The 13,662-nt window shown below is 60.7% G+C and carries 14 protein-coding genes; all 14 read right to left on the bottom strand.

The genetic code is table 11. The features are described 5' to 3' along the window. Positions 1 to 61: 61 nt before the first annotated feature. Positions 62 to 460 carry a VOC family protein gene (locus ACTJKF_RS08225; protein ID WP_440623064.1) on the bottom strand — a complete coding sequence of 133 codons (399 nt, stop codon included), beginning with the start codon at positions 458 to 460 and terminating at the stop codon, positions 62 to 64. A gap of 10 nt (positions 461 to 470) precedes the next feature. Then, on the bottom strand, positions 471 to 1,049 hold the full coding sequence (locus tag ACTJKF_RS08220) for a DJ-1/PfpI family protein (protein WP_440623063.1): 579 nt from the start codon (positions 1,047 to 1,049) through the stop codon (positions 471 to 473). Positions 1,050 to 1,097: 48 nt separating this feature from the next. Continuing rightward, the gene (locus ACTJKF_RS08215; RefSeq protein ID WP_440623062.1) at positions 1,098 to 1,478 is read right to left on the bottom strand and encodes a c-type cytochrome; all 381 of its coding nucleotides are present in this window, start codon (positions 1,476 to 1,478) and stop codon (positions 1,098 to 1,100) included. Positions 1,479 to 2,129: 651 nt separating this feature from the next. Next, positions 2,130 to 4,106 carry a phosphoenolpyruvate--protein phosphotransferase gene (gene ptsP, locus ACTJKF_RS08210; RefSeq protein WP_440623061.1) on the bottom strand — a complete coding sequence of 659 codons (1,977 nt, stop codon included), beginning with the start codon at positions 4,104 to 4,106 and terminating at the stop codon, positions 2,130 to 2,132. A 51-nt stretch (positions 4,107 to 4,157) separates the two neighbouring features. Continuing rightward, a complete protein-coding gene (locus ACTJKF_RS08205) occupies positions 4,158 to 4,535 on the bottom strand; it encodes a PTS glucitol/sorbitol transporter subunit IIA (RefSeq protein ID WP_048985735.1) in 378 nt (125 codons plus the stop codon). A gap of 19 nt (positions 4,536 to 4,554) precedes the next feature. Next, the gene (gene srlE, locus ACTJKF_RS08200) at positions 4,555 to 5,571 is read right to left on the bottom strand and encodes a PTS glucitol/sorbitol transporter subunit IIB (protein WP_440623060.1); all 1,017 of its coding nucleotides are present in this window, start codon (positions 5,569 to 5,571) and stop codon (positions 4,555 to 4,557) included. Between the two features lie 44 nt (positions 5,572 to 5,615). Continuing rightward, complete coding sequence (srlA, locus tag ACTJKF_RS08195; RefSeq protein WP_062885851.1) at positions 5,616 to 6,170, bottom strand: PTS glucitol/sorbitol transporter subunit IIC; 555 nt, start codon at positions 6,168 to 6,170, stop codon at positions 5,616 to 5,618. Positions 6,171 to 6,253: 83 nt separating this feature from the next. Next, complete coding sequence (locus ACTJKF_RS08190; RefSeq protein WP_440623059.1) at positions 6,254 to 6,670, bottom strand: transcriptional regulator GutM; 417 nt, start codon at positions 6,668 to 6,670, stop codon at positions 6,254 to 6,256. Positions 6,671 to 6,830: 160 nt separating this feature from the next. Next, on the bottom strand, positions 6,831 to 7,574 hold the full coding sequence (locus ACTJKF_RS08185; RefSeq protein ID WP_440623058.1) for an SDR family NAD(P)-dependent oxidoreductase: 744 nt from the start codon (positions 7,572 to 7,574) through the stop codon (positions 6,831 to 6,833). Between the two features lie 12 nt (positions 7,575 to 7,586). After that, a complete protein-coding gene (locus ACTJKF_RS08180) occupies positions 7,587 to 8,897 on the bottom strand; it encodes an acetoin dehydrogenase dihydrolipoyllysine-residue acetyltransferase subunit (protein WP_440623057.1) in 1,311 nt (436 codons plus the stop codon). Between the two features lies 1 nt (position 8,898). After that, a complete protein-coding gene (locus tag ACTJKF_RS08175; protein ID WP_440623056.1) occupies positions 8,899 to 9,894 on the bottom strand; it encodes an alpha-ketoacid dehydrogenase subunit beta in 996 nt (331 codons plus the stop codon). Continuing rightward, positions 9,887 to 10,915 carry a thiamine pyrophosphate-dependent dehydrogenase E1 component subunit alpha gene (locus ACTJKF_RS08170; protein ID WP_440623055.1) on the bottom strand — a complete coding sequence of 343 codons (1,029 nt, stop codon included), beginning with the start codon at positions 10,913 to 10,915 and terminating at the stop codon, positions 9,887 to 9,889. Before ACTJKF_RS08170 ends, ACTJKF_RS08175 begins: the two co-directional genes overlap by 8 nt. A 10-nt stretch (positions 10,916 to 10,925) precedes the next feature. Continuing rightward, complete coding sequence (locus ACTJKF_RS08165; RefSeq protein WP_440623054.1) at positions 10,926 to 12,254, bottom strand: NAD(P)H-dependent oxidoreductase; 1,329 nt, start codon at positions 12,252 to 12,254, stop codon at positions 10,926 to 10,928. A 387-nt stretch (positions 12,255 to 12,641) separates the two neighbouring features. Continuing rightward, positions 12,642 to 13,541, bottom strand: a complete 900-nt coding sequence (locus ACTJKF_RS08160) for a sugar-binding transcriptional regulator (RefSeq protein WP_440623053.1) — start codon at positions 13,539 to 13,541, stop codon at positions 12,642 to 12,644. Between the last annotated feature and the right edge of the window lie 121 nt (positions 13,542 to 13,662).

Genomic DNA, 13,662 nt, shown 5'->3' with positions numbered 1-13,662 from the left:
GTCTCCTTCCATGTTGGCGCGCAGACTGTCGAGCGTCCGTACGCGCAGGCGGGTCGTGGGGCTAGCGATAGTGCCCGTGCTTTTCCAGCACTTCGATCTTGTAGCCGTCCGGATCCTCGACAAAGAAATAACGCGCGAGCAATTCACCTTCATCCGTTCTGAATTCGCGCAGCTCCTTCGGCTCGACGCCTCGTGCGCACAGCCGTTCGCGCTCCGCATGCGCGTCGGTCACTACGACAGCGATGTGTCCATAGCCGTCGCCATGGGTGTAGGGCGTGTCTCGCCCCTTGTTCCACGTAAGTTCGATCTCCGCGTCGGCCTCGTCGTTGCGCAGATAAACGAGCGAGAAGTCGTCGAAATCGAGCCGATGGCTCGGCGTCATTCCCAGCACGGTGGCGTAGAATTTCAGCGCCAGATCGAGGTCGCGCACACGGATCATCGTGTGAATGAATTTGGACATGGAACCCCGCTCAATGTGTGACGGTTGTGCCGAGCAACGTGAAAAACTGCGCGAGCCAGTTCGCGTGCGCAGTCCACGCAGGGGCCGTCACGAAGTTGCCGTCCGTGACGGCATCGGACCAGTCAAGCGGCACGTAGTGCGCCCCCGCCAGCTTGACCTCCGGTTCGCACGCCGGGTAGGCAGAAATGCGACGCCCTTCGATGACTCCGGCAGCAGCAAGCAACTGCGCGCCATGGCATACGGACGCAACCGGTTTCTTCGCCTCGGCAAAATGACGCACCCATGCAATGACGTTCGCGTTCAGCCGGAGATATTCGGGTGCGCGCCCCCCCGGAACGAGCAACGCATCGTATTGCGCGGGGTCGGTCAAATTGAAATCGGCGTTCAACGTAAAGTTGTGACCTCGCTTTTCCGTATAGGTCTGGTCACCTTCGAAATCGTGAATGGCGGTGCGGATCGTTTCTCCCGCACGCTTCTCCGGTGTGACGACATGCACCGTATGTCCAATGGCGGTCAAAGCCTGAAACGGCACCATCAGTTCATAATCCTCGACAAAATCGCCGGCGACGATAAGAATTCGCTTGGACATCTTTCATTTCCTTTCAGGTCGAGTGAAAAAAACCGAGAGAACCGTCGTCTATTTGTCGCCACCCAGGGTGGCGATATATGAGGCCAGATTATCGATATCCCGGTCGCTGAGCGGCTCGGCCATGGACTGCATGATGTGTGCAAGGCCTCCATTGCGTTGCCCGCTTTTGTATGCGTGCAACGCAGTCGCTACATAGGATGGATTCTGACCGCCAATCTTCGGAAAACCGGGCGACGTCGGAGTACGGCCATCCGCACCGTGACAGGCTATGCACAGGGCGAACTTCACCTGGCCGCCCGCGAGGTCGCCCGTCTCGGCAGCATCAGCGTGCTTCGACGTGAGCAAACCCGAATCGATCATTGCAAATATGGCGACGATGCCAACTGCACAATGCGTCGCTCGAGGGCGAGAACTGGGCTTCAATGACATAGGTGCTCTTTGTGGGTGATTTTGCGCCGGCTCATTTGCAGACCGACGTCAGCAACGTTGCCACGCCGCTCGTTCCGATCGCCGCGAATCTGTTGGGCCTGCCGTCGCGAGCTGTTAAACAGGACTGTAGCGATGGCAGCCGTCCGGCAGGTAATACAAGGCTAAATGATGACCAGGGATTACACCGACATCGCCCCTGCCTGGGTGAAACGCAGCGGGAGTTAGATCGCACACGCCGGACGCTGGGGAACCGATTCAGCGCGACGAGCGGCCTCGCTGCAGGCGGGTGCGGCCCGACGTTTCACGTCGCGGCTCATCACTCGTTCTTGATGTAGACGCGCAACTGGACGAGCGGTGGAAGGAAACCGGGCAATCTTGGCGAAAGCTGGGACGGCTTTCGGGTGTGAAGGCTGCCTGTGTTCGAGAAGACCAGACGGCAGTTCCATCCGGCAAAATCGCCTCCTCGAATCGTGCCGTGTCGCCCGGTAAGCAGCTCGGGAGGCATAGCGAAATAGCCCGACAAGGCCAGATACCCGCGCGGCGAGACAGATGGCCCGCCACTCCATGTATCAAGCCGGGCCCGCGAAGCAGTGGCAAATTCGGATCTTGCGGATCGTCTATGCCACGCCCCTGTCATTTTCCGATCGAAAATCAGATTTCCGTCACGAGTTTCTTTGCGCGCAGTATCGAGTTGGGACTCATGCTCAGTTCGTCGACCCCTAGATTCACGAACACAGGAATCATGTTTGGCCGAGACGCAGCCTCACCGCACACGCCGACACTAATATTCGCCCGCTTCGCCGCGTCGCACACCATCCTGATCGCCTGAATGACAGCTGGATGCTCCGTCCTGTAGAGCGACGCAAGGCTGGGATTCATGCGATCGACGGCCATGATGTATTGCGTAAGGTCGTTGGTCCCGATCGAGAAGAACTCGACCTCCTGCGCCAGCAAATCGGCGGTGAGAACCGCAGCCGGTGTCTCGATCATGATGCCGAGCTTTGGAACTGCAAACGGCACCCCCGCTTCGGTGAGTTCCGTGGCGATGCGCTCGATGATCGCCTTCGTACGGCGAACCTCGTCGACATCGTCGACCATCGGCAGCATCACGCAGATGTTCCCGTGCGCGGTGGCACGCAGTAGCGCTCGCAGTTGCGGCTCGAAGACTTCAGGGCTGTCGAGACACATCCGAATGCCTCGCCACCCCAGAAATGGATTCTCCTCCTTCGGGAAGCGAATGCCCGGCAACGGCTTGTCGCCGCCGGCATCGAGCGTCCGAATGATGACGGGCCACGGGTGAAAGCGCTGTGCGAGCGTGGCATAAACTTCGTATTGCTCGTCCTCCGTGGGCACTCGCTGATGGTCCATGAACAAAAGCTCGGTACGGAATAGCCCCACGCCCATCGCGCCGGCTTGCAGGGCCGAGTCGAGCTCCGACAGAGAACCCATGTTCGCGGCGATCTGTATCGTGCGTCCGTCGCGAGTGCGGGGCTCGACGTCCCGATAAGCAAGGAGCGCCGATTGCTGTTCGCGCTGCGCCTCGATGCGGCGCGATAACGCCTTTTCATGCTCGTCGGAATGGTCGAGCCAGACTTCCCCGGTCGTGCCGTCAATCGATACACGCACGACCGATCGCAGCCTTTCCTTGTCGATCGGGAGGCCCAGAACGGCCGGAATGCCATGCGAGCGCGCGATGATCGCAACATGAGACGTCGCACTGCCGGATGTGCAGACGATTCCAAGAATATTGGCGAGGTTCGCGCGCGCGAGATCCGGCGCGGACAGTTCCTCGGCGAGGATGATGCTCGGTACGTCGAGTTCCCGCAGCGACTTCTGCTGCTTGCCAAGGAGCACGGCCACGATCTCGCGCGTCAGGCCGCGAATGTCGTCGGCGCGGCTGCGAAGATACTCGTCCGTCATCGATTCGAACGCGAACGCCAGATCCTGCCCGCATTTCAGCGTAGCCGCCGCCGCGCTCCACCGCGTTGCGATGAGCTCGCGAATCGTGCCCGCATAGTCGTCGCTCCTTGCGACATCGGCGATCGCCTCGATGATCTCGTTTCCCATCGTCCCGTCGCCCGGCTCGAGCATTGCAGCCAAAGTGGACTCGAGCGTCGCGGTGAATCGCGCGGACTCGTCTGCTACCTCATGTTCCGACACGAACTGGCGATCGACCACGAGCTCGTCACGAACATACGCGAGCGCACTGCCAAATGCCAGGCCCTCACTCGCTGGAACACCTTTCAACGCGCCCGGAGAATCGGCATCGTCAGCGGATGGCGCTGCGGCCGTGTGCTCGAACGCTCGCGGAGCCGTCGCTGAACTGTCGGACCCGCGATGGCCGTCCGGCGCAGTGGCGCCCTGCACGATTGCGCTGACATTCGACAGAAATTGCGTCAACCTGTCGAGCGCTTCGCATTCGTCTTCGCCGTCCGCTCGGAGAAGTATCTGCTCGTCCTGCTTCACGCCTAGCAACATGAGCTTTACGGCGCTCTTCGCGTCCGCCCATGCATCGCCTCTCCCGATTTTCAGCGCGCTATTGAACTCCTTCGCAAGCTTGGCGAATTGCGTCGCGGGGCGTGCGTGCAGACCCTCGTGTACCTTGACAATAACCTGAGTTTCCAACATGACGATGCCTTTTCGTATTCCGTGGGTGACGACGATTGACGTCGGCGCGATTCAGGCGTCAACGATCTCGATGACGGTCCCTTTCTGCATGCTCTTGAAGAGCCGTTCATAATCGATCGTCGACGCGCAGATCTCGCCGGGGCGCTCCGCCGAATGGGCTCCATTGAACGTGATGACGACATGGCCCAGTTCGCTCACCTTGTTCCAGGCCGTCGGCCCCACGGCGGTCACGACCGCGGAAATTTCGCCGATGCGCAGCACGGAACCGATACGCGGCGCGTGGCTGTGCGCCTGCTCTACGCGGTGAAGAACCGACACCTCTGCCAGTTCGGGAGGCGCGCCATCCGAATACAAAATCAGCACGCCACCTTCGAGAAGGGACTCCACCTCTTCGCCGATACTGGAAATGATTGTCTTGTAGTAATGCATGCGTGACCTCAAGATGTTTTTAGAGAGCAAAACTGACCACCCAGGCGATCAACACCGAGATCGGCCCCATGATCTGGCGACTGATCAGTACGGCCGGCACGCCGACGCGAATCGTCTCCGGTTTCGCTTCGCCGAGTGCCATCCCGACCGGCACGAAATCACAACCGACCTGGGTGTCATACGCGAACAGCGCCGGCAGCGCCATATGCGGCGGAATCGTGCCATTGCCGATGGCCGGCCCGATGATTGCCGCGCCGATGACCTGCGCGATCACGGCGCCCGGTCCGAGTACGGGCGACAGGAACGGAAGACCGCAGATTGCAGACAGGATCACGAGTCCGACAATATTACCGGCCAGCGGCGAAAGCAGATGAGCGAGCCCGGTCCCCACCCCGGTCGAATTGATCACGCCGATCAGCATCGTCACGAACGCCATGAACGGCAGCACGTTGCGAATGACGGTATCGATCGACTTTCGCCCGCTCGTGAACAGCACGTTCACGACGCCGCCCATGCCGCGGCCAACCGACGTGATCATCCCGACGAAGCCGCCATGGCTTGCCCCGGTTCGCGGTTGCGCCGGCGACGATGTTGCGGCGGGTGAGGTGTCGCCGTTCGTCAAGGCGGCGCGATGCGCGTCGATGTTCGACGCGTCGTCGTCGACGGACCGCAAGCTGTTCAATTCGACCCCGGACACGTAGATATCTTCGGTAATGAACTGCGCAAGCGGGCCCGACTGCCCGACCGGACTCAGATTGATGGTCGGGATGCGCTTTCGCGGATATACGCCGCACCGCGCGGTTCCCCCACAATCGATGACGACAGCCGCGATTTCCGATTCGAGCGGCGGATTGCGGAAGCCGTCCACGACCGTTGCTCCGGTCAGATCGGCCAACCGCTGTGCCACCTTCGGAATATCTCCTCCGGTCACGGCTACGATCTTGTTGCGCTCCACCGTCGGTGCGATGACGAGTGGACCGCCCCAGCCGTTGGCCCCCTTTCGAACCTCAACTGCCTTGTACGTACGCGCGTCCATTTCCTTCTCCTCCAGATGATTTATCGTGTTTTATTGTGTCGAGTTCAGAGCGTCAGGCCTTCGCGCTTCGCGATCATGCGGGTGATCGCTTCGGTCAGTACTCCTTTCAGGAGATTGACGAAAAGGCCGACACCCAGGTAGAAGAGCGCGAGTTTCGGCAATGAAAACGGTGCGGCATGCGTTTCAGCGAGCTTAGTGATCCCTGCTGCCACACCAAGCCAGACGAAAAGCTCGCCGGGATTGCAGTGCGGAAACAAGCCAGTGATCGGGTGACACAAGGACACCGCGGAGTCGTAGAATGCGGGTTTGTGACGCTCTTCAAGGAAGACACCGAACGTGTAGGCCATCGGATTGGTCAGAAAGAACATCGCGAGCAATGGCAACAGCGAGTATCGCGTCACGATATTCTTCGAAAGGAAACGAGCCAATCCCTGAATCCGCTGCTCCCCCACCAGTGCGATGATCGTGTAGACCGCGGTGAGCAGCACGATCAGTGTCGGCAAAATACCCGTAACAAAGCCGACGAACGTCTTTCCGCCTGCGTTGAATACACCGATAAATGCCTCGGCGGCATGAGTAAGAAAATCCAGCGGATTCATGGTTGTCTCCTGATGAAGTTGTGATGTGCGACAGATGCGTCAATCAAAACAGTGCTGCGACCTGCGTTCTATACGGCGTTCGCCTACTCAATCACGGCACCGATAGGACGGTTAGCGTTCGCCGTTCTGCAAGCCATGTCGAGTGCGTTGTGAAGTGCGTGCCTAAGACGGGGTGCAAGCGCCAAGGTCTCCAAATGGTGTTGAAACTCGCCGATCGACCCGCCATTGAATCCGGAAAGCGCCTCGAAACGAGCGAACACAGTCAGTCCGGACATGGCCAATACTTGTCTGACAATGCAATCGTCACCGATGACGACGATCGCAACTGCGCCGCGCCCGATCCGCGGCTTGAACGTCCCCACGCCGAGAAAGCCGTCGCCCCACGTTCGCGCAGTCTTTCTGAGCGTGTCCCGGTAATAGCGCATATGGGCCCACCCGGCGATGAGCTGCAGCGCCCACGTAATCGCCAATGCCAGTAAACCGAACCGAACGAGTTCCATTGCATGTCTCCTGCCTCGCACGAACTGCGTTAACAAACGAGACGAATCCGGCAGTTATTTCACGCCGCCATTTTGAACAAATGTTTATTGAAATAATACAATTGTACATTTTTAGGTAAATACGGGAAAACGCGACACGAAACCCGCAGCAAAGATTCTTCTAACAAAAACCCGAATTGACCTCGATCGGGAACACGAGACCCGAAATGTAGTGTGACGCCTCCGAAGCCAGGAATAGAGCGGCACGCACTGCGGCGGACATGCCGTCATCTCGCCTCGGGATCGACGGCAGCGGGGTCGGCTGCAGCAGCACACCATGTGAGGTGCGGCGAAACTCGTCATATGAAGGTACCGTTGGACAGACGGCATTGACACGGATTCCGTCACCTTTCAATCGTTGCCCCATTGCTTGGGATAGCTGACAGAGTGCCGCGGCACAGGCGCTCTGCCACGGCACACACCAGGAATCCGCCTCGGCAGTTGGCGCGATATTGACGATCACACCTCGCTTGACTCGCCGATACTGCAAAGCTGCGGCATGGGCGATGTAAAACGCAGCCTTGACGCACTCGGCGTACGCGTGATCGATCTCTCGTTCGTGAATCTCGAGATCGTTTCCCGCATCCAGGCGCGCGCAGCCGTTATGGACGACGATATCGAGTCTCCCGAATTCAAGCACGGTCCGTTCAACCAGATCGACCGCACGCCGCGCCGTGAAGATTTCCGCCGGCGTACTGTCGACATTCGCTTGACCGTCTCCCGTTTCATCCACCAGTTCGAGAACGCGTGCCCGCTGCGTAAGCACCGTTGCGCCGGCGGTACGCAACGCACGGACCACCTCGTCGCCGATGGGGGATGATAGCCCCGTTACCAGCGCGATCTTGCCGTCAAGCTCCAGGTTCATGTATGGCCCCGCCTACCGTGACAGTTGCTCGCCGACGATACCGACCACATCAGCCAGCGCTTCGACGTGCGGCAAATGACCGACGTCTGCGAAGCGGTGCTGCGCAATCCGGCCAGGCAGGCCGTTCGCGTGCGTAATCGGAATGATCTTATCCGACGCCCCCCAGACGACGCGAACAGGCATCGTCAGCGACGCGATGGCTTCTCGCAGATCGATCTTCTGCCGGCCGCCTGGAAAGAACGTCTCCGCGATTGACGCAAGCGTCACACGTTTTGCCTCACTCGACAATTGCTGCTCCGCCGTCGCGATGAACGCTTCGTCGATCACATCGGGACGCGCGACCAATTCCCGCAGCCATGGCGTAAGACTGGTTCGATCAGCAGCTTGCGTCAGCCCGCGCAAGAACGCACCGTTGCATTCGGTGCCCAGCCCGGCTGGTGCGGCCAGCGTCAACGACTGCACATGCACCTGGCGCGACGCACTCAACGCGATCGCGACAGCCGCGCCGAAAGAATGCCCGACGAGATGGCAATTCGCGACATCTTCGGCCGCCAGCGTAGCGCCGATCGCGTCGACGATTTTCTCCAGCGATGCGGCAGCGGCGGCCGGCGATTTTCCATGTCCGGGCAAATCGATCGACAGGACACCGAGATTCTTCGCAAGGCCGGCGTCGCGCAATGCATTGAAGAACGGGCGCCAGCTATTCGCCTCGGCCCCGAATCCATGCAGAAACACCAGCGTCGCGGGGCCGCCTCGCTGCAGCCAGACCCGATTGAGCGCGCCTTGCTGGCTCGCGCCGGCCGGCACTTCACGTGAACCACCTTTGCCGACGGCGACGGCGCGCACGTCATTTTCGACGATCCGGCCATGCGGACCGGATCCTTGCAGGCTGCCCAGGTCGATTTCGCTTTCGCGAGCAGCCCGACGAGCGGCGGGTGTTGCGCGAATCCGGCTATCACCGATATCGCCCGACGATGCCGCGGCTGCGACGTCCGCGCGACGATGGACCGAGGGTTCAGCCGCGGCGTCAAGCTCGGCAACGCCTGATGCTGTTGCGCCGGCGTCCTGCTCGATGACGGTCTCGCCATTGGCATAGATCCATGCGATCACGGTTCCGACGGGGACCGTATCGCCGACGCTGGCGGTAATCTGCCGAACCGTGCCACTCGCCGGAGCCTCCACTTCCATCGTGGCCTTGCTGGTCTCGATGTCGAAGATCGGCTCACCCTGTTTGATCGTGTCGCCGTCCTTGACATACCAGGCGGTAATCGTGCCCTCGGTCATGTCCATATCGACGCGGGGAAGGATCACTTCGGTCGCCATCTCAGCCCCTCCGACCGACGATATGCCGAACCGCCTCGACGATGTCGGGCACCTGCGGCACGGCAGCCTTCTCGAGCTGCGGGTTGTAAGGCAGCGGACAATCCGCGCCGCCCAACCGGACGATCGGTGCGTCCAGATAATCGAAGGCGTCGCTTTCGCATACGATCGACGCGATCTCGGCACCTATGCCCAGTTGCTGAACACCTTCGTACACACATACCAGACGTGAAGTCTTGCGTACGCTGGCGATGATCGCCTCGCGGTCGATCGGCCGGATGCTGCGCAGATCGATCACTTCCACGTCGATGCCTTCCTGCTGCAGCGCGTCTGCCGCTTCCAGCGAACGCACGGTCATGATCGAAGTCGCGACGATCGTGACATCCCGCCCCTCGCGGCGAACGACGGCCTTGCCGATCGGCTCGACATAGTAGCCCTCCGGCACGATGCCCTTGCTCTTGTACAGGAGCTTGTGTTCGAAGATCATCACCGGATCGGGATCCTCGAGCGCAGCAAGCAGTAATCCCTTCGCGTCATGGGGCGTACTGGGTTGCACCACCTTCAACCCAGGAACGTGCGCGAACCAAGCCTCGAGGCTCTGGCTGTGCTGGGCTGCGGCACCTGTCCCCGAACCGGCCGGAAAGCGCATCACGACCGGCACCGAGACTTCTCCGCCCAGCATGTAACGCATCTTCGCGGCCTGGTTCACGATTTGTTCCATCGCAAGCGTTGCGAAGTCCGAAAACTGGAATTCGTAGATCGGCCGGCAGCCGGTCATGGCCGCGCCGACCGCAATGCCGGCGCCTGCCAGCTCCGCGATGGGCGTGTCCATGACACGTTCCGCACCAAAGCGCTGAAACAGGTCACCGGTCACCTGGAACGCACCGCCGTAGACTCCGATATCCTCGCCCATCAGGAACACGCGCTCGTCTCGCTCCATTGCGATGCCCATTGCCTCATGAATCGCCTGAGCGTAAGTCAGTTCGCGCTGGTCACTCATGGTCATTTCCCCCGTTCTTCGTATATACGTAGCGCGTCAACTCGGCGATGTCCGGTGCCGGGCTGTTCTGCGCGTAGTCCAGACCCGCCTTGATTTCTTCCTCGACTTCCGCGTGGATTGCTTGCACCGCTGCGGCGTCGATCAGTCCAAGTTCCACCAACTGCCTCTCGAATTTCGCAATGGGATCCCTTGCACCCCAGGACTCGATCTCTTCGCGGGTGCGATAGCGGTTCCGGTCGCTCTTGGAGTGGCCGCGAATGCGGTATGTCTCGCACTCGATGAGTGTCGGCCCCTCGCCTTTTCGCGCACGCTCGATCGCGCCTTCAGCCGCCGTCAGCACGTCGCCGAAGCTGTTGCCGTCGACAGTTACGCCGGGCATGTCATACGCAGCCGCGCGCTGCGAGATCCGACTGACGGCCGTCGAACGTTCGACCGACATCGACATGCCGTACCGGTTATTTTCACAGACGAAAATCACCGGCAGCTTCCAGATCGCGGCAAAATTCAGCGATTCATGGAACGCACCTTCATTGTTCGCGCCATCGCCGAAAAAACACACGACAACCGAGTCCTTGCGCCGCTTCTTGATCGACAGCGCCGCGCCGACCGCGATAGGCAAGCCTCCGCCCACGATACCGTTGGCGCCGAGATTTCCACGGCTCACATCCGCGATGTGCATCGAACCGCCCCGCCCCCGGCAATACCCTGTCTCCTTACCAAAGAACTCGGCGAACATGCGTTTCGGATCCGCACCTTTGCCGATACAGTGGCCGTGTCCCCGATGCGTCGACGTGATGTAGTCCTCATCGGTGAGGAGCATCGTCATCGCGATCGCGGAGGCTTCCTGCCCGATGGACAGGTGCATCGTGCCGTGAATCAGGCCGCGCATGTACGCCTGTTCCGCACTCTCCTCGAATCGACGCACAAGTTGCATCTTCTTCAGCGCGTCACGCAACGCTTGCGCGGAGACGTGCCTATAGACTTCGGGCATTCCTTCGATCTTCTCTGCAACGAATCCCATCATCCTCTCCTCAAGCGGCGGCACGCGCGCCACGGACCATCTCGTCCTGACGCTGGCGCAGTTTGACAATCGGTGCGTTCGCGTCGACCGCGGCGTTCTGGTACGTCAGCAATTCGCCCTTTCGGATTGCTTGGGTGACGACGCCGCCTTCCAGCAAGCCGCACGGAACCGCGCGCTGCGCAAGCGCGTCGTCCGCCGCGATGGCCCACGCGCGGTACGTGAATTCGCCGATCGCGTCGAGGCGGTCACCGACTTTCAGGTCTCGCTTCGCCACCGCGCAAACCTCGACCACCGGCACGGGGAGCGGCCGCATGTCGGCTTTGCCGTACAGGACGGCGCGCGCGCAGCTGAGCGGTACTTCGAGGCTCGTCAGGTGATACGGGCGATAGAACGTGTAATACGGCCCCTTGCCGAGCTTGAGGTCTGCCATGCGCTCGCGCAGGCGAGGATGGGCAAGTTCGGCAACGACGAACACCCCGGGCGCGACGCCCTTTCCGATGGTGTAATCGACTACGCCCTTTCGGTTGAGGATCCCGCCGTCCGCCACCGGACAAAGCACTTCATGCAGTTGGTCGAGCGTGGCCGCGGGACCGTGCATGCCTGCCACATCCGGAATCAGCCCGGTCGCATTTCCGATCGCCGCCATTTCGACCGCGGTCTTCGAACCGTCGACAAACTCCACCAGCATGCGCGGATTCATGTTGCGCGCCTTGGCTTCCGCCATGTAGTCGTCCGGTGTCGCGTCGATATTCAGCGGGTTGTTCTTGCCCTTACCCGCGGCGACGATCGGATAACCGAGCGCGCTGACGAAATCGATCAACTCGATCGTCGAGCTCGGCTCGTCGCCGGCGCCGAGCGTGTACACCACGCCCAGCCGCTCCGCTTCACGACGCAGGTATGCGCCAATGGTCACATCGGCTTCGACGTTCATCATCACGAGATGCTTGCCATGCTCCATGGCCAGCAGCCCGATCTGCGCGCCCACCGCCGGTTTGCCGGTCGCATCGATAACCACGTCGATTTGATCGTTGGTACAGATCGCATTCGAGTCTTGCGTGATGGCGATCGATCCGGCCTCGATCGCCTGCGAAATTCCCGAGCCAGTCTCGACGACGCGATAACCGTCGTCCGCCTGATTGGCGACTCGAACCGCTTCGCATGCGGCGTCGACACGGAGGTCCGCGATCGCGCCGATCTCGAGACCTTCCATTTGCCGGACCTGGGTCACGATGTCCGTGCCCATTTCGCCGGAGCCGATCAAGCCGATTCGGATAGGTCTGCCCGATTGGGCGCGAGCTTTGAGGTCGGCCGCCAGGCCGCTGGGAATGATGTTGAGCATCGACGATGTCTCCTGGGTAGTGACGCGCGCTTGCGCAGGCATGTGCCCTTAACCCGCGTCTGCGATCCGGATCGCCGCGACGTTCAGTGCACATTTGTTTTTTACAATAGCACTTTGTTCACAAAAGGTACAAGCAACCGAGCGGCAAAAAGAGCGCATCTAGGGTTATTCCTAGCGCATGGAAATTTGGGGACGGAAAGAGGAGGAGCCGCGCCAACGACTCGTTGACGCGAGCGACAACCCAGCGGCGGGCACTGATACAGAAATTGATGCGGCGCAGCATTACTGTCGTCGCTGCGAATGGGGGAGGTGCGAGAGCGCGCTTCTCTCGGCAGTGGGGACGAGCGCGAAGCACGGAAAGGTGGCGGGGACCTTTCCGCGCGAAGGTCAGTCCGCTAGTTTCAGCAAGTCCGCTGCGGCGTATTGATCGGTGATCAATACGGACGGTCGCAATAACCTCAGAGCGCCCCCAAGCGCCGGCACCTTGCTGACGCCGCCCGCTGCAAGCACGCGCACCGGTACTTGCTTGACGATGTCGAGCGGCACGGACATCACACGCTCGTTGATGGGATGGTCAACCAGTTGTCCGTTGGCGTCGAAAAAGTTGAAGAGCAGATCGCCCACGGCACCCGCCTTGATCACTGATTCGCGATCAGCATCGCTGATGAACCGCGATCGGTGCGCCGTTGCCTCCGGGCCAGTGCCCGCAGCGCCGAGCACGACCGCATCCAGGGATCTCGCCAGATCGAAAATATCCCGGAGGCCGCAGCGCTCGATGAGCGTGCGCCGGGTCTCCGGGCTGTCGACCACCAACGGCGCGGTCATGAGGTAGCAGTCCGCCTGATACAACGTCGCGAAACGCCAAGCGAACTCCGCCGGGTTGAAATGTCGGGCTTTCATGATGCCGCCCAGCAGTGAAACCACCGAGACGTTTTCGACGGGACGCTCACCCATGTACGACAGCGAACTGACAAGGGTGCGCCCCCAACCGACGCCGATTTTCATGTTCGACCGCACCATCGACGACACATATTCGCCAGCGGCGGCGCTCACTGGCGCGGTGGCATCCGCATCTCGCTCTGACAGCGGTACGACGATCGCTTCCGCGATCCCGAATCGCTCCTCGAGTTGCCGTTCGAGATCCACGCATTCGACCAGACGATCCCCAATCGAAATTTTTACCTCGTTTCGCTCGCGCGCAGCGGCCAGCAGGCGCACGACCGTCACCCGACCGATGCCGAGTTTCTGTGCGATCTCGTGTTGCGTCATCTCCTCCACGAAGTACATCCACGCCGCGCGTAGCCGCAGTCTGCGCGCTGGGCTTTGTTCGTCGATGGCCTCTTCTCGGTGCTTGGTTCGGGCTCTCGGCACGCTTCCTCCCCTAAATTAACGTGATCAATGACACTGA

Source organism: Burkholderia sp. 22313, from assembly GCF_052045245.1.
In the GTDB taxonomy this organism is placed as follows: Bacteria; Pseudomonadota; Gammaproteobacteria; order Burkholderiales; family Burkholderiaceae; genus Burkholderia.
Note: the sequence above shows the minus strand (reverse complement) of the source record. Positions and strands in the feature narration are given on the sequence as shown.